This window comes from Chromatium okenii (assembly GCF_002958735.1).
In the GTDB taxonomy this organism is placed as follows: domain Bacteria; phylum Pseudomonadota; class Gammaproteobacteria; order Chromatiales; family Chromatiaceae; genus Chromatium; species Chromatium okenii_A.
The window spans coordinates 17,501-32,648 of sequence record NZ_PPGH01000010.1 but is presented as its reverse complement, the minus strand read 5'-3'; the positions used below and the strand labels follow the sequence as shown (position 1 = coordinate 32,648).

Here is a 15,148-nt window from a genome sequence, read left to right as displayed (position 1 = left end):
AAATAATCGACATGAATCAAAACATCGTCATCGGCATCGGCAGTCAACGCGGCGTCGCCCAGCAACGGTGGAAACGGCAATTGATGCAGTGCTCGCTCGCCTCGGCGCAGTCACGGTGCGCTGCCTCGCCAGCCACGAACGCAAAGCCGATGAACCGGCGTTGCTGGCGCTGGCTGCTGCTCGCGGCTGGCCGATTCAGTTTTACTCCGCTGCGCAATTGAGCGCCGTTGTTGTGCCGAATCCGTCGGCACGAGTTGCTGCGGAAATGGTCACGCCGAGCGTCGCCGAAGCTGCCGCGCTGCTCGCCAGCGGCAATGCGACGCTGCTGGTCGAAAAATGCGTTATTTCGGCAGCGACGGTAAAACGTCACGCTGGCGGTGGCAGCATGTCGTTGACTTTCAACAGTAATTTAGTCTGTCGCGCACGTCCACGGCACGAGATAACGCTGCTGCGCGTGTTCACCCGTCACCGCTTCAATCCCATAAACGCGCCGCAGATTTTCTGCATTTAACACCGCGCTGGGCGCTCCGCTGGCAACCAATTCGCCTTGATTGAGCAGCAGCAGCCGATTACAAAATCGACTCGCCAGCGTCAAATCATGCAGCACTAAAATCACGCCCGCGCCGCGTTGACACTGTTCCGCAGCAGCGCCATCACTTGCAATTGATGCCGAGGATCAAGTGCCGCAAAGGGTTCATCCGCCAACAGCAGCGGCGCATTCACCGCCAGCACTCGCGCCAGCCGCACTCGCGCCCGTTCACCGCCGGACAATTCGGTAAACCGGCGCTGGCGCAACGCCCAAACGTCGGTGACGCGCAGCGCAGTTTCAACCGCTGCATCATCCGCCGCGCTCAATTGCCCCGCGCCGCGCCACCAACTGCCGCGAAACGGATGCCGACCAAGACTGACTAAATCCTGCACCGCAATCGGCCAATGCACCGGATCGTTCTGGCTGAGATACGCCAACTGCCGAGCGCGTTGTTGTGCGGTTAACGTTTCCATCGCGGCATTTTGCAACTGCATCGTGCCGCGATACGGCAGCAATTGCGCAATCGCTTTGATTAACGTGCTTTTTCCCGCGCCATTCGGGCCGATTAAACCCAGCAATTCGCCGGCAGCGAGACGCAACGACAGCGGCTGCACCAGCGTGTGCTCGCCAATTTGTACGCTACAAGCGGAGACATTGAGCAAATTCACAGCAAATCTCGCCGCGAGCGCAGCACCAGCGCGAGAAAAAATGGTGCACCAAGCAATGCCGTGACCACGCCGAGCATCAATTCTTTTGGCGTATCAATCAGCCGCACGGTGACATCTGCTGCGAGCACCAAGACTGCGCCGCCCAGCGCACTCGGAAGCAATAATTGCCCCGGACGATAGGCGACAAAGCGCCGTAAAACATGCGGAACCACCAAACCGACAAACCCAATCGTTCCGCTCACGGCGACCGTTGCGCCAACTGCGAGTGCCGCGCCGATGATGATCAAGCCGCGTATTTGCACCACGTCAACGCCGAGTGTTCGCGCCTCGTCTTCGCCCAGCGCCAGCACATCGAGCGCGGGCGCGGTGCTGAATAACAGCGCCAATCCGATGATGACGAAGGGAGCGCACAGCCGCACATCGTCAAAGCTGCGGTCGCTGATGGAGCCGAGCAGCCACAGCACAATGTCTTGTAAATCAGCGGGATTGGGTGCGAGATTGAGCGCCAGCGAAGTCAAGGCTCCGGCGAGTGCGGACAGCGCCACTCCCGCCAAAATCAACGTTAAATTGGTTGAACCGACTCGCGTCAACGCATACAGCAGCGCCGTTGCCAGCAGCGCAAAGCCCATCGCCACCGTCGGTAGCAGCCATAAACTCAGCGTGGTCGCGCCGAAATACAGCGCCAGCACTGCGCCAAATCCGGCGCTCGCCGAAATCCCCAGCAAACCCGGTTCGGCCAACGGATTGCGCAGTAAACCTTGCAGCGCCGCGCCCGCCGCGCCCAGTGCCGCGCCGACCAACCACGCCAGCACCACTCGCGGCAATCGAATCTGCTGAATAATCAATTGCTGTGGTTCGTTGCCGACGCCAAATAATCCGGCGATCACTTCGCGCAGCGTGAGCGGCGCAGCGCCAAAACCCAGCGATAGCAGGCTGAATGCCAGCAGCAGCGCCAGCAACGTGCGGTTGAGATTCATGTGGAAAAAACAGCGAATGGACGAACGGAAATGCCGTTTGAAGTTAACGACTTGGCATGTCGTTGGTGGTGAGGGTAACGATCAACAAAATGGTAACGCCGAGCGTGATGGCGCTGTCGGCGAGGTTAAATGCGGGCCAGGGATTGAACAGCGCCAGCGGAATCACTGGCAAATAGACCTGAATAAAATCAACGACATGACCGAATAACACACGGTCGATTAAATTGCCAATCGCGCCGCCGATCAATAGCGCCAGCCCAGCGGCGAGCCAGCGTTCGCTGGGTTTCAGTCGCAGCAACCAAATCGTTAGGATGCCACTGACCACCAGCGCCAGTGCCGCAAACAACCAGCGTTGCCAACCGCCCGCGTCAGCGAGAAAACTGAACGCTGCGCCGCTGTTAAACATCAGCGTGAAATTGACATTCGGCAGCAGCGCCAGCGGTTCAAACGGCGCAAGTGTGGTAAGAATCAACCACTTGCTCGCTTGATCGAGCGCCAGCACCACGAACGAAAGCCACAGCCAAGATTTCACGATGCGCTCCGTTTATGCGCCGAGCGCCGCTGCCTGCGCTCGCGTCTGGGTTTTGAGCGACAGCGCGTGTAATTCGCCGCTGGCCAATTCGGCTTTGACGGTGTCCATGACGCGGCGCTGGCGCTGAAGCAGGCTCAACCCTTCAAATTCATCGCTGATGACCAGCGCCGAAAAATGGCTGCCGTCGTCGCCGCTGATTTGAACCTCGGCATCGGGAATGCCAGCGCGGATGCGTTGGGCAATGGTTTCAATTTCCACAGAATGCTCCTGATAATTCAAGCGATTAACGCATTTGCTCTTGCATCAGCACCAGAATGCGCCGCCCGCTGGCGGATTGGTCGGGCTTGCCGTTGGCATCCAGAACACTGACCCGCGATTCGGTCGCCGTGCCCGTGACCTGAATCTGATATTTCTGAATGGGATCAAGCTCATCTTTGCGCCAGAACGCCAGCCGCGATCCCCAACTGGGTTTGGTGGGCGCAGATTTTTCCGCCTCATCCTTGCCCGCGTAGCGCACATAAAACAGCCCGTGACTTTGATCGCGGTCTTCCACCGCAAACCCAGCGCGATCCAACGCCGAGCCGGTTAACCGCCACGCGCTGCGCAATTCTTCCGCCAGCAGCAGGCGCTGTTCGCCGTTTTCGGTCACCAATTTGGCGCGTGACGTTGGCGCTGGCGCAGTGCCTGACGCAGTTTCAGCCGCGCCCGCGTTCGCTGTCACCGCCTGCGCCGCCGATTTTGATCCGCCGAGAAACACCATCAGCCGCCGCAACATTTCCGCTTCTTTCGCTGCATCGCTGCCGCTGGGTTCCCAAATGGTTTGCCCGACATCGCCGATGGCGGTGTTGCGCAGCTTTTCGGTCATTCCGCGATGGTGCAGATGAATATCGGTCGCGCCGGAGCGCGTGCTTTCTTCGATTTGCAGGCTGTATTGATCGCGGTTGCCAGTGGAATACGCGCCAGCGATGACTTTGCTCATCATTCGCGTGACGAAATCCTTGCGAATTTCCGCCCGATTATCGAGCCAATCGGTGCGCATCAACCCCACCGCCGGATTTTGTTCTACCAATAAAATTCCCTGCTCGCGCCAAAACGCGACCAGTTTCGGCCACACCTGCTGCGGCGAGACTTGGATTTCCAGCCAGCGGTCAGTTGTCGTGCGTTTCAATGCCACATTTTCGACGGTCGGCAATACGGCGTTGTTGGCGGCAACTTGCGGCTGCTGCTGGGCGCGAGTGTCGGAATACTGCGAAAAAGTGGCGCTGCCGGTGGCGGGAATATCGAGTGCATCGTTAAAAGTGCTGCCCGCCAGATCGGGTGGAATTTCGAGGTTGACGCCCGCTTCGCGCTGCTGTTTGTAAATCAGGCGCTGATCCGGCAGCGCCTCATCAACACCCAGTGCGCTGCAACCGGTCAAAACCGCCATTGCCAGCAGTACGCTCGTCATGCCGAGGCGTTTGTGGTTGGAGTTCAAAGTCAAAAATTGCGCCATCATGTTGATTTGCAGCATTAAATTAGGTGCGCTGCTTGCAGTGCTTCACGCACTCGCGGTTGGCATTCGTCGGACAGCCACGTCAACGGCAACCGAATTCCCACGCCGCACAATCCCATTGCCATCGCTGCCCATTTCACCGGAATTGGATTGGATTGCACGAACAGCGCCTGATGCAGCACATTTAGCGGATGATTGAGCGTCTGGGCGCGTTCCCGATCACCAGTCAGTGCCGCAACGCACATCGCCTGCATCTGCTGCGGCGCAACATTGGATGTCACTGAAATCACGCCGTCGCCGCCGAGCAGCATGAATTCGCAACCGGTCGCGTCGTCGCCGCTGTAAAGCAGAAATTGCTCTCCGCACAGTTGCCGCAGTCGCGCCACTCGCGTCAGATCGCCGGTCGCTTCTTTGATACCAATGATGTTGTCGATGACGGACAACCGAGCGACGGTTTCCGGCTGCATGTCGCAAGCGGTGCGCCCCGGCACGTTATAAAGAATCTGCGGAATATCCACTGCTTCGGCGACAGCGCGATGATGCAAATACAGCCCTTCTTGCGTGGGTTTGTTGTAATACGGCGTGACCAACAGCGCGGCGACTGCGCCAGCAGCTTTCGCGCAGCGGGTCAGAGCGATGGCTTCGCGGGTGGAATTCGCGCCAGTGCCAGCGATGACCGGAATGCGTCCGGCGGCATATTCGACGGTATGACGAATAACCGCGCAGTGCTCATCCTCGTCGAGCGTGGCAGATTCGCCAGTCGTGCCAACGGCGACGACAGCCGTAGTGCCTGCCGCGACGTGGAAATCAACGAGACGTCGCAAACTGACTTCATCAATTTCGCCATCCGAGTGCATGGGCGTTATCAGTGCAACGATGCTGCCGCGAAACATGCGCCAACTCCAAGTAACAATTGGATGAAAGTGGGCATGGTAGCCTGTCAAACCATGCTGATACAACCAATGCGCAGAACGATCATCGTTTGCTGCAAGCAGTGCAGTTCTAGCAAATTCACGCCCAAATCCTGTAGGATCGGCAACTTTTCTGAAGCGGACGCTCAAATCATGGGATTCAAATGCGGCATCGTCGGTTTGCCGAATGTGGGCAAGTCAACTCTTTTTAATGCGCTGACTAAAGCCACGATTGCGGCTGAGAATTATCCGTTCTGCACCATTGATCCGAACGTGGGCGTGGTGTTGCTGCCTGATCCGCGTCTCGACGTGATTGCGGCGATTACCAAACCGCAGAAAATTATTCCGACCACGATGCAGTTTGTGGACATTGCTGGATTAGTCGCTGGCGCGTCCAAAGGCGAAGGGCTGGGTAACAAATTTCTGGCCAATATCCGCGAAACCGATGCGATTGCGCATGTTGTGCGCTGCTTTGTGGATGATGACGTGGTGCACGTCGCCGGACGGATTGATCCGCTCGATGACATTGAAGTGATTAACACCGAGCTGGCGCTGGCAGATTTGGAATCGGTGGAGCGGGCGTTGGATCGCGCCCAGCGCACCGCGAAAACGGGCGATAAAAAAATTCTCACCCGTAAAGCCCTGTTAGAACAGGCGCAAGCGCAGTTAGACGCCGGAAAGCCGGTGCGCTCGCTGGGTTGGAATGAAGACGAAATGCTGGAATTGCGCGATCTGTTTTTGTTGACCGCCAAGCCCACGATGTATATCGCCAACGTCGCTGAAGATGGTTTTGTGAACAATCCGCTGCTGGATAAAGTCGCTGCGTTCGCTGCCGAGGAAGGCGCAGAAGTGGTCGCGGTGTGCGCGGCAATTGAGGCGGAAATTGTTGAATTGGAAGAAGCCGAACGCACTGAATTTTTAGCGGATTTAGGTCTGAACGAACCGGGATTAAATCGCGTGGTGCGTGCGGGTTATCGTCTGCTGGGATTGGATACCTATTTCACGTCTGGGCCGAAAGAAGTTCGCGCTTGGACGATTCCGAAAAATGCCAAAGCGCCCAAAGCTGCCGCAGTAATTCACACTGATTTTGAACGAGGTTTTATTCGCGCCGAGGTCATCGGTTATGACGACTTCGTGACCTGCAAGGGCGAACAAGGCGCGAAAGAGGCGGGTAAATTGCGCTCGGAAGGTAAGGAATATGTCGTCAAAGACGGTGACATTGTGCATTTTCGATTTAACGTGTAGCTGGCGCTGGCGCGTTGACGTTGAGATCAAAGCTGCATAGAATACGCGACCTTGCTTGGCTACGTAGCTCAGTTGGTTAGAGCATCGCACTCATAATGCGGGGGTCGGTGGTTCAAGTCCACCTGTAGCCACCAGTTTTCAATAAAACCATCAGCCGCTTTCAAGCGGCTTTTGTTTGTCTGTAATAATGCGCCGCCATCTTTGACAACAGCAATACTAATACCTACAGCGAAACCTAAACTGGAATCGCTATACTTGCTGCCATTGATCGTCAACTGCTGAGGAGTTGTGCATGAAAGCCTACCAATGTGTCGTATGCGGTTTGATTTATGACGAGGAAAAAGGCTGGCCAGAAGAAGGCATCGCACCAGGAACACGCTGGGAAGATGTCCCCGCCAGTTGGAAATGCCCAGAATGCGGAGTTGGCAAAGACGAATTTGAATTGGTTAACGTGTGACGATTGAGTTCTCGGTGGCGCACATCTTGCGCCACTTCAGCGCATCATGTTGAATTCTGATGTCATTGTGGACTCAACAATTCGCACAAGCACTGCGCCGCGAACAGTTAAAGCGCCTTCCGCCAGCGCATCTCGACGCAATTCTGCTGTGGCTCAGTCATCCCGAAAATCCCCAGTCCGCTGATTTAACTGAAGCATTTTCTCGCGTTGATCTCAGTCGTGACACTGCTTCGCGGCGCATCTATACCCTTCTCGATCAACAGCTTTTTTCCGGTTCACCGCCAGCACCAACGACGCTCGGTCTCGCGCCGAACACTGCGCCAGAAATCGTCAAACAGCGGTATCGCCGCCTGATGCAGGTGTATCACCCAGATCGCCACGCCACCAAACCGCTGTGGGCAACGCAGCGCACCGAACGGATTAACCTCGCGTTTGATGCGCATCGACGCGGCTCTCACGGCTGGGCGCATCCGACGCGTTATCAAAAATTGTCGCGCTGCGCCAAGCGCAGTTGCAGCAATTGTGGCAACAGATGCGCCCATATTGGCGACATTTGACGCTGGGATTAGTGCTGATTGGCGTCGCTATCGGCAGCGTTGCGCTGCTGCTGAATACACCGCCCAAACTGATTGCACCACCGCCGATGATTACTGCTGCGCCAGCACCATGGATTGCAATAGCGTTCTGTTGCCATTGATCAACTTTCAACGCGCTTATCGCGCTGGCGAATTAAATGCGTTAATGGCGCTGTATAGCTCGGAAGCACAGGAAAATGAATTAACTGATTGGTCGCGTATTCGCCAAGCGTATGCAGAATTGTTTCAGAAAACTTCGGTGCGGAGTATTCATTTTACGCAGGTGCGCATTAAATCTGTTGCCGATAACATCCATTGTTTGGCGATGGCGAATTACGAAGTCAATTATCAAAACGAACAGTTGCAGCAAATCACGCGGGTTGGATTGATTGTATTTTTATTTGAACAACAGGCAGCGACGTTTCACATTTTAAGAATGCGTTATTAAAAAACCGCCTGCGCCAAACCTGCAAATTAGGCGGGCGCAGGCGATTTTTAATCAGCAATTACAGCGGTTTGGAAACGCTAAACGCGCCGCGTAAATCGCCTTCACTGTAGCCACGCGCTTGATCTTGCGGATAACTTTCATCAATCGCTTTGGCGACTTCAGGCGCAACCTGCGTTCCGTGGCACGCCAAACACAGCTCCACCGTCGGAATCGCCTTCATAAACCGAAACGTTTTTCCTGCTTCAGTTTCAACCACTTCCCCGAATGCAATCGTCTGCACATCTTCCCCAGCCGCCTTGCGCTTGGCGAAATCCTCCAACACCTTCTGTTCCCACGCATCCGGCGTATTGAGTTCGGCATTACGCGGTTTCAGCGTGGTGCGTCCAATCTGCCAACCCATTTTCGCGCCCACTTCGGTTGCAATGGCAGGAGCGCGTTCCTTGCACACTGCGATGGCTTTGAGCGGACCACCTTCTTCAAGTGCATGTTTTAGCTCGCCTTTGAGCTGCATCGAGAACGTCTTGATGACCTCCTTCGCCTCATTCACATTGGGATTGGTTGGCACTTCGTCGGCCCACGCCAGCCCAGCACTCAGTACGGCAGAAACAGCGGTCAAACGGATCAAGTTCTTCATATCGTTTAGATTTCTCGTTGGGTTGTGATCAAGTCAGATTGTGCGAATAATTGTGACGGATTTGCACCGCCAATCCTTTGATAAATCGCATTTTTCAGATTCCACTCACAGCATCTGATCCAGACCGAATTGTGATGGAGCCGTTTTCTCATCCTCACGGCGTGACCGCAACACCAGCGGCACAATCACGATCAACGCCACAACTAATAGACCAATTTCAATGCTATAGACCAAGCGATAGCCGAGTGACGGAGAAATTAAGGTTGATCCTAAATCGCCCGCCACCGCCAAGCCTGAAATGATGTCGCGTAATGCGCCACCAATCGCAATCGCTAAACCTTGACTGGTTGCTTGCACTGCGCCCCACGCGCCCAGCGCCAATCCGGTGTGTCCGCTTTGTGCCAATCCCATTGCGGCAGTGAGCGTGCCGACACCAAGTAATCCCGCGCCGAATCCAATAAAGCCCGTACCAATTCTAAATAACAGCGGTGATTCAATGTTGCCGGAAGTAATGACCAAGGCAAACGCAATAATGCCAATGAATGCGCCAGCCGCTGCAAGTTGATACGAATTGCCGCCGCGTGTTAATAGATAACCGGACAATGCAAAAGCTGCAAACGTACCGCCAGCAAGAATTGCGGTTAATGCTGTGGTTTCCGATACGGTTAAACCCAGCACCTGTGCGCCATAAGGCTCTAATAAGATTTCCTGCATACTAAATCCCGCTGTACCTAAACCGACTACAATCAGCAATTGCGTAGCGCGACCACCACGAATGAAGGCTTGCCAAGTTTCGCGGAATGGTGGGCGCGGAATATCTGCCACAGCGCGTTTTAGATCAATGGCTTCCTGTTTCCACAGCGCAATAACGTTCATTATAATTGTCGCCAATGCTGCGCCATGAACGACTTCAACTAAACGTTGATGCGTGAAATTTTGCAGGAGATGACCGAATAATAATGCGCTGGCAACCATGCCTAATAACAGCATCGCATACAATAACGCCACAACTCGTGGACGCTTTTCAACTGGCGCAATATCAGTGGCCAATGCTAATCCTGCGGTTTGCACCGTATGCAATCCTGCGCCGACGAGTAAAAACGACGCTGCGGCAAAGAATTGACCGACCACCATCAACTTATTCGTTTCATCCGATAAAATCAGAATGGAATACGGCATGATGGCAAAACCGGCGTATTGCAACATGCTGCCGTAGGCAATATAAGGCACACGCCGCCAGCCAAATGCTGAATGATGATAATCGGAACGATGACCAATTAATGCGCGTAATGGAGCGAATACCAGCGGCAATGCCACCATCAATGAAACGAGCCATGCAGAAACGTGTAATTCAACGACCATGACGCGGTTTAAAGTGCCGTATAACAGCACCATTGCCATGCCGACAGAAATCTGAAAAAGTGATAAGCGCAATAACCGCGATAAAGGTAATTCTGTCGTTGCAGCATCCGCAAAAGGAAGTGCAATTAAAAAGTTCATAATCTTCTGTTTGTTCATAATGTCCTGCGATGAAATACCAATTGAGATTAACGTGATTTCAGTCTAACCGACCGCTGCTATTTTACACAATCGGACGCGCTAGAATTAACAACCAATTGTTTTATTTATAAATCCTGTCCGGCGTAGGAGCCGTTAACGGATTTATTGCAGACCGGAAAATCGGGAACGATGTTGCCGAGAATGAGTCGTTCCAGCGCCGGCCAAGTGAACCAACTCGGGTCACGCGGGAAGTAGCGGGCAATGCGTCCGGCAGCGTCGAAACGGATGAAACACAGAATTTCGCCGCGCCAGCCGTCGATCATGCCCAAACCAATCGCGCCCGCTGCTGCCGGCGGCAGTGGCGCGACGATGTCGCCATTCGGCAGAGCGTCGAGCAGGCGATCAAGCATCCATAAACTGCTGCGCACTTCGGCAACGCGCACCCGCACTCGCGCCGCCACATCGCCTTCCCGCTGCACCGGCACTTCAACCCGCAGTTGGTCATACGGCGGATAGGCGTGATCGCGGCGTACATCAAATGACAGTCCGCTGGCTTTGCCGACATAGCCGGTGCAACCGAGTTCGCGGGCATGTTGCAGCGACAAAATGCCCGTCGTGAGCAGGCGATCATCGAGCGATGGATGATCGTCAATAATGTCAAACAGCGGTTCAATCGCTTTGCGCAGCGCGGCATGATCCAAGCGCAATTCCCGCAAACCTTCGGCGCTGAGATCGACTGCAACACCGCCGGGAATCAGTCTGTCCATCAGTAGCCGATGTCCAAATAATGACTGACTGCGCCGCTGCCACTGCTCGCGCAGCCGCGAACATTGCACCTGCGCGAAACTGAAACCGACATCGTTACAAATCGCGCCAATGTCGCCGAGATGGTTGGCGATGCGCTCGCGTTCGGCGAATAGCGCCCGCAGATGCAGTGCTCGCGGCGGTACGCTGCAACCGGTCGCTCGCTCTATCGCTTGGCAGGCAGCCCAAGCGTGGGCGACGGTGGAATCACCAGACACGCGCCCAGCCAGTCGAATGAGTGCGCTGGGATCGCGTCCAACTGCCAATTTTTCAATGCCTTTATGGACATAGCCGAGTCGCTCTTCCAACCGCAGCACGTCTTCGCCCATCGCGTGAAACCGAAAATGCCCCGGTTCAATAATGCCGGCATGAACGGGTCCAACGGGAATTTCATAAACGCCAGCGCCCTGCACCCGTACAAACGGATAATCCGCATCTGCCGGTGTGCGCTGGCGCGGCGTTGCGGGGAAATTGTGGCGCAGCGGGAAATGTTCCGCCGACCATGCTTGATGGCGCGTCCAACGGCGATTGTCGGGATGATCGGTAAACACAATGCCGGTTAAATCTTGGGCATGGCGTTCAAGTCGATTCACGCCGGGAAAATGCGGCGTGTGCGAAGGAAGGTGCGGGCGTTCGCAGGAGACGACGGTTTCCAACACCAGATAATCGCCGCCGTGCTCGAAACCTGCGCGAACGCAGAGCATCGGTTCAGCATCGGTATCGTGCGGATCAACCCACAGCCCGGCATGACGCAGGTTGAGACGCGCCGCTTGTTTGGCGGCGCTCGCCCAATCTTCAGGATCGAGCATCAACCGATGTGCTGGGGCGATAATCTGCGCATCGCCGTGATGCGCGATGACGTGTTCATCTTCCAAACGGGCGAGATATTCCGAAAGCCAATCAAAGCGTTTCAATCGCTTAACCTCCAAATTGGGATCATTGGCAATGTTTGGGTCGCAGCAGTCGGTGCGCAGTACGCTTGACCGCTGTTTGTACAAATCAATAATAACCTCAAGGGCTTATCTCATGCAGGACTTTTGCGGGTGGTTTACTCCGGCAGCGCAAGCTGAATCGGCAGTTCAGGACACGCTCGACCGGCTGCTGGCGGTGCGCGGCGCAAATCCGGCGCTGGCGCAGATCGTGAAACATGCCAACGGCGCAGTGGTCGCCACCGGCATCAACGCCAGTCTCGCGCAACAAAACGGCGTGCTGGCGCTCATCGTCGGACGACCGGAATTTGCCTCCGGCAGCCGGCAAGCCCATGAAAATTCAGCGCAATCGGTGTTGCGATTGTGGCGCAATCACGGACGCGAATTGCCGCAACACATTCACGGCAACTTTGCGCTGGCGGTGATCGACACCCGCACCCAGACCACGTTTTTGGCGATTGATCGCGTCGGCATTCAAACGCTCGCTTTTGCACCGACTGCCGAGCAGGGTTTGGCATTTTCCAATCGCGCTGATGTTGTCGCCGCGCATCCGGCAGTTGCAGCCGCCATTGATCCGCAAGGCATTTTTAATTATCTCTACTTTTTCGTCGTGCCAGCGCCGGGCACGATTTTTCAGGGTGTCAGCAAATTACTGCCCGGCGAATGGGTGTGCGCCACTGCCGGCAAGCTCGAACGTGGATTTTATTGGCAACTGCAATACCGCGACGCGCCGCGTGATGATTTCAAACAACAATCTGCGCGGTTTAAACAACTGCTGCGCGACGGCGTAGCGCAAGCAAAAGGTAATGATGAAACGGCAGCGTTTCTCTCTGGCGGGACTGACAGCTCCACCGTTGCGGGATTACTCACTGAAATTCAAGGGAAACCAGCGCGGACGTATTCGATTGGCTTCGCTGCCGACGGTTTCGATGAAATGGAATATGCGCGATTGGCAGCGCGGCATTTTGGTTTGGATGCGCAGGAGTATTATTTGACGCCGGATGACGTGCTCGCGGCTATCCCATTGATTGCCAAGCAGTATGATGAACCATTTGCCAACGAATCCGCCGTTTCCGCGTATTTCTGCGCGAAATTGGCAAAAGCGGATGGCTACAGCGTCATGCTCGGCGGCGATGGCGGTGACGAGATTTTTGGCGGCAATGAACGCTACGCGAAACAACGGATATTTGAACATTATCATGCGCTTCCGGCGCTGCTGCGCGAAGGGCTGATTGAACCCATCGCCGGTTTGTCCGGCATGGCGCGGTTTCTGCCGACGCGCAAATTGCAAAGTTATGTGCGCCAAGCGCGGATTCCGCTGCCGGAACGGATGGAATCGTACAACGCCATTTATCGCCAGCCGCTGGCGGAAATGTTCAAGCCTGATTTCCTCACCACGATCAATCCCGGGATTCCGGCGCTGTTATTAAAAGAGCCGTATGAACGCGCTGCCACGACGCATTTCATCAATAAAATGCTGCATCTGGATATTAAATTCACGTTGGCAGACAACGATTTACGTAAAGTCACGGGAATGGTAGAAGCAGCCGGAATGGAAGTGCGTTATCCGCTGCTGTCCGATGCGTTGATGGATTTTTCTGGCGAAGTGCCGCCGGATTGGAAAGTGAAGGGGCAATATCTGCGCTGGTTTTTCAAAAGGGCGCTGACCGGCTATCTGCCTGATGCCATTATCAAAAAGGAAAAACACGGTTTTGGGCTGCCGTTTGGATTATGGCTGCGCGAGCACGCCCCGCTGCGCGAGCGAGTGGCGGATCGGTTGGCAGATTTCAGTCGGCGCGGCTGGCTGCAGCCGGAACACATCGAGCGGATTCGTCATGCACATCAAACCGAACACGCGACCTATTTCGGGCGGATGTTGTGGCTGCTGGTGACGCTGGAGGAGTGGTTGGAAGCGCACGGTCAATCACGCTGAATTTCAAACAATAACGCAAACTTGCACCGCTGGCTGAAATGGCGGTGCTGAACGCTACATCATTCAATTTTCAGGTTTTTCGCAGCAATTCACCAGCCAACTGCCCAGCGTGGTGAGCGCGGCATAACGGGTCAGATCAACTTGCAGTGGCGTAATAGAGACAAAACCGTTGCGCACTGCATCAAAATCAGTGCCCACGCCAGCATCTTGTTCCGGTCCCGCAGCACCAATCCAGTAGATACATTGACCGCGTGGGTCTTCAGCCTGAACCAGCGGTTCGGCTTTGTGGCGATTGCCCAGCCGCGTGGCAACAAATCCCTGCAACTGCGCATACGGACAGTCGGGCACATTCACATTGAGAATGATGCTGGCTTCCAGTGGTTGATCGCGCAGGCGTTTGACCAATTGCACTGCGACTCGCGCTGCGGTTTCCAAATGCTGCGGTGAGTGGGACGCGATGGAAATTGCCATTGCGGGCAAACCGAGAAATCGCCCCTCAGTCGCGGCAGCGACTGTTCCCGAATACAGCACGTCATCACCGAGATTTGGTCCGTGATTGATGCCGGCAACCACGATGTCCGGGTCAATTTCTGCTAAACCAGTGAGCGCGAGGTGGACGCAATCGGTCGGTGTGCCATTCACGCGCAAAAAGCCGTTAGGCATTCGGCTCGCTCGCAGCGGCACATCTAACGTCAATGAATTGCTCGCCCCGCTGCGATCTCGATCTGGTGCGACGACCATCACTTGACCGATGGTGCGAAGTGCATCTGCCAAAGCAATCAGCCCCGGCGATTGATAACCATCATCGTTGCTGACCAGAATTTTCATCGGGATTTCCATCAAAAAAACAGAAGTTTAGACCGGAAAAGCTGCGCATTGTGCGCTGGCGCGAGGCAGCGGATTGATCGAAAAGAATTGCAGGAATAAGCGGAAAATCAAAATGATGCGACCCATGAAACATGCGGGTCGCGTCATCGCGCCAACAATGGCGAATTGCGTTAAATCTTTTCGCGGATACGGGCTGCCTTGCCGGTGAGTCCGCGCAAATAATAGAGCTTGGCGCGGCGCACATCGCCCTTGCGCTTGACTTCAATGTCGCCAATCGCTGGGCTATAGGTTTGAAACACGCGCTCGACGCCTTCGCCGTGAGAAATTTTGCGCACGGTAAATGCGGAATGGAGTCCACGATTGCGAATGGCGATGACAATGCCTTCAAAGGCCTGAAGCCGCTCACGATTGGCTTCTTTGACCTTCACTTGCACGACGACGGTATCGCCGGGCGCGAAGTTCGGAACCTGACGCGTCATTTGTTCTTGATTGATTGCTTGAATAATGTTGCTCATTGATATTTCCTCAGATTTTTATGTTTAACGCCGCTACTGATTTTGCAGTTCTTCATCGAGTAACGCTTGCTCGCTGGCGCTCAATCCACGGCGGGTGAGTAACTCGGGACGGCGCAACCAAGTTCGTCGCAATGCTTGGCGCAGTCGCCAGCGGGCAATTGCGACATGATC

The 15,148-nt window shown here is 55.1% G+C and carries 18 protein-coding genes and 1 tRNA gene (1 of these 19 only partly in view); 7 read left to right on the top strand and 12 right to left on the bottom strand.

Going from position 1 to position 15,148, the window contains the following annotated elements:
- The first annotated feature begins 67 nt into the window (after positions 1-67).
- The gene (locus tag CXB77_RS01065; protein WP_242445321.1) at positions 68-511 is read left to right on the top strand and encodes a cobalamin biosynthesis protein; all 444 of its coding nucleotides are present in this window, start codon (positions 68-70) and stop codon (positions 509-511) included.
- Between the two features lie 101 nt (positions 512-612).
- On the opposite strand, the gene CXB77_RS01060 is transcribed toward CXB77_RS01065, so the two are convergent.
- From CXB77_RS01060 to dapA, 6 genes are read right to left on the bottom strand one after another with little or no spacing between them, the layout of a single operon-like run.
- Complete coding sequence (locus CXB77_RS01060) at positions 613-1,197, bottom strand: ABC transporter ATP-binding protein (protein WP_242445309.1); 585 nt, start codon at positions 1,195-1,197, stop codon at positions 613-615.
- Positions 1,194-2,174, bottom strand: coding sequence for a FecCD family ABC transporter permease (locus CXB77_RS01055; protein ID WP_105072462.1), 981 nt, complete (start codon positions 2,172-2,174; stop codon positions 1,194-1,196). Before CXB77_RS01055 ends, CXB77_RS01060 begins: the two co-directional genes overlap by 4 nt.
- A gap of 43 nt (positions 2,175-2,217) precedes the next feature.
- A complete protein-coding gene (gene lspA / locus CXB77_RS01050) occupies positions 2,218-2,706 on the bottom strand; it encodes a signal peptidase II (protein WP_105072461.1) in 489 nt (162 codons plus the stop codon).
- A 12-nt stretch (positions 2,707-2,718) separates the two neighbouring features.
- Positions 2,719-2,964: a BolA family protein gene (locus tag CXB77_RS01045; protein WP_105072517.1), complete on the bottom strand. Its 246-nt coding sequence runs from the start codon at positions 2,962-2,964 to the stop codon at positions 2,719-2,721.
- A gap of 25 nt (positions 2,965-2,989) precedes the next feature.
- Positions 2,990-4,216, bottom strand: coding sequence for an outer membrane protein assembly factor BamC (gene bamC / locus CXB77_RS01040; protein ID WP_242445308.1), 1,227 nt, complete (start codon positions 4,214-4,216; stop codon positions 2,990-2,992).
- On the bottom strand, positions 4,216-5,091 hold the full coding sequence (gene dapA / locus CXB77_RS01035) for a 4-hydroxy-tetrahydrodipicolinate synthase (protein ID WP_105072515.1): 876 nt from the start codon (positions 5,089-5,091) through the stop codon (positions 4,216-4,218). The genes bamC and dapA overlap by 1 nt, the downstream gene beginning before the upstream one ends.
- Positions 5,092-5,262: 171 nt before the next feature.
- Between dapA and ychF the strand changes: the two genes are divergently transcribed.
- The 5 genes from ychF to CXB77_RS01010 all read left to right on the top strand — a co-directional run bounded on the left by ychF (position 5,263) and on the right by CXB77_RS01010 (position 7,834).
- The gene (gene ychF / locus CXB77_RS01030) at positions 5,263-6,354 is read left to right on the top strand and encodes a redox-regulated ATPase YchF (protein ID WP_105072460.1); all 1,092 of its coding nucleotides are present in this window, start codon (positions 5,263-5,265) and stop codon (positions 6,352-6,354) included.
- Positions 6,355-6,411: 57 nt separating this feature from the next.
- Positions 6,412-6,488 (top strand) — tRNA-Met (locus CXB77_RS01025).
- 158 nt (positions 6,489-6,646) lie between these two features.
- A complete protein-coding gene (locus tag CXB77_RS01020) occupies positions 6,647-6,811 on the top strand; it encodes a rubredoxin (RefSeq protein ID WP_105072459.1) in 165 nt (54 codons plus the stop codon).
- A gap of 59 nt (positions 6,812-6,870) precedes the next feature.
- Positions 6,871-7,368, top strand: coding sequence for a J domain-containing protein (locus tag CXB77_RS01015; protein ID WP_105072458.1), 498 nt, complete (start codon positions 6,871-6,873; stop codon positions 7,366-7,368).
- Positions 7,355-7,834 carry a hypothetical protein gene (locus CXB77_RS01010; protein ID WP_105072457.1) on the top strand — a complete coding sequence of 160 codons (480 nt, stop codon included), beginning with the start codon at positions 7,355-7,357 and terminating at the stop codon, positions 7,832-7,834. Before CXB77_RS01015 ends, CXB77_RS01010 begins: the two co-directional genes overlap by 14 nt.
- A gap of 58 nt (positions 7,835-7,892) precedes the next feature.
- Here CXB77_RS01010 and CXB77_RS01005 read toward each other — a convergent pair whose 3' ends face one another.
- The 3 genes from CXB77_RS01005 to CXB77_RS00995 form a co-directional block, all read right to left on the bottom strand.
- A complete protein-coding gene (locus CXB77_RS01005; RefSeq protein WP_105072456.1) occupies positions 7,893-8,468 on the bottom strand; it encodes a Tll0287-like domain-containing protein in 576 nt (191 codons plus the stop codon).
- Positions 8,469-8,573: 105 nt separating this feature from the next.
- Complete coding sequence (locus CXB77_RS01000; RefSeq protein ID WP_105072455.1) at positions 8,574-9,986, bottom strand: BCD family MFS transporter; 1,413 nt, start codon at positions 9,984-9,986, stop codon at positions 8,574-8,576.
- 107 nt (positions 9,987-10,093) lie between these two features.
- Positions 10,094-11,686 (bottom strand): NADH-quinone oxidoreductase subunit C, encoded by a 1,593-nt coding sequence (locus CXB77_RS00995; RefSeq protein WP_105072514.1) that lies wholly within the window; start codon positions 11,684-11,686, stop codon positions 10,094-10,096.
- Positions 11,687-11,798: 112 nt separating this feature from the next.
- Between CXB77_RS00995 and CXB77_RS00990 the strand changes: the two genes are divergently transcribed.
- A complete protein-coding gene (locus CXB77_RS00990; RefSeq protein WP_105072454.1) occupies positions 11,799-13,634 on the top strand; it encodes an asparagine synthetase B family protein in 1,836 nt (611 codons plus the stop codon).
- A 63-nt stretch (positions 13,635-13,697) separates the two neighbouring features.
- Here CXB77_RS00990 and surE read toward each other — a convergent pair whose 3' ends face one another.
- The 3 genes from surE to trmD all read right to left on the bottom strand — a co-directional run.
- Positions 13,698-14,462, bottom strand: coding sequence for a 5'/3'-nucleotidase SurE (surE, locus tag CXB77_RS00985; RefSeq protein WP_105072513.1), 765 nt, complete (start codon positions 14,460-14,462; stop codon positions 13,698-13,700).
- A gap of 170 nt (positions 14,463-14,632) precedes the next feature.
- Entirely contained in the window at positions 14,633-14,977 is a 345-nt protein-coding gene (rplS, locus tag CXB77_RS00980) for a 50S ribosomal protein L19 (RefSeq protein ID WP_105072453.1), read from the bottom strand.
- Between the two features lie 33 nt (positions 14,978-15,010).
- Positions 15,011-15,148, bottom strand: the 3' end of a protein-coding gene (trmD, locus tag CXB77_RS00975; RefSeq protein WP_105072452.1) for a tRNA (guanosine(37)-N1)-methyltransferase TrmD. Its footprint extends 594 nt past the window's final position; the window shows 138 of its 732 coding nt (coding positions 595-732); its start codon lies off the right edge, out of view — the gene reads right to left on this strand; it ends in the stop codon at positions 15,011-15,013.

Excerpts from the sequence above, each read along its gene's own strand:
- CXB77_RS01055 (WP_105072462.1), bottom strand. The coding sequence starts at position 2,174 with ATGAATCTCAACCGCACGTTGCTGGCGCTGCTGCTGGCATTCAGCCTG.
- bamC (WP_242445308.1), bottom strand. The coding sequence starts at position 4,216 with ATGCTGCAAATCAACATGATGGCGCAATTTTTGACTTTGAACTCCAAC.
- dapA (WP_105072515.1), bottom strand. The coding sequence starts at position 5,091 with ATGTTTCGCGGCAGCATCGTTGCACTGATAACGCCCATGCACTCGGAT.
- ychF (WP_105072460.1), top strand. The coding sequence starts at position 5,263 with ATGGGATTCAAATGCGGCATCGTCGGTTTGCCGAATGTGGGCAAGTCA.
- CXB77_RS01020 (WP_105072459.1), top strand. The coding sequence starts at position 6,647 with ATGAAAGCCTACCAATGTGTCGTATGCGGTTTGATTTATGACGAGGAA.
- CXB77_RS01015 (WP_105072458.1), top strand. The coding sequence starts at position 6,871 with ATGTCATTGTGGACTCAACAATTCGCACAAGCACTGCGCCGCGAACAG.
- CXB77_RS01005 (WP_105072456.1), bottom strand. The coding sequence starts at position 8,468 with ATGAAGAACTTGATCCGTTTGACCGCTGTTTCTGCCGTACTGAGTGCT.
- CXB77_RS01000 (WP_105072455.1), bottom strand. The coding sequence starts at position 9,986 with ATGAACAAACAGAAGATTATGAACTTTTTAATTGCACTTCCTTTTGCG.
- CXB77_RS00990 (WP_105072454.1), top strand. The coding sequence starts at position 11,799 with ATGCAGGACTTTTGCGGGTGGTTTACTCCGGCAGCGCAAGCTGAATCG.
- surE (WP_105072513.1), bottom strand. The coding sequence starts at position 14,462 with ATGAAAATTCTGGTCAGCAACGATGATGGTTATCAATCGCCGGGGCTG.
- rplS (WP_105072453.1), bottom strand. The coding sequence starts at position 14,977 with ATGAGCAACATTATTCAAGCAATCAATCAAGAACAAATGACGCGTCAG.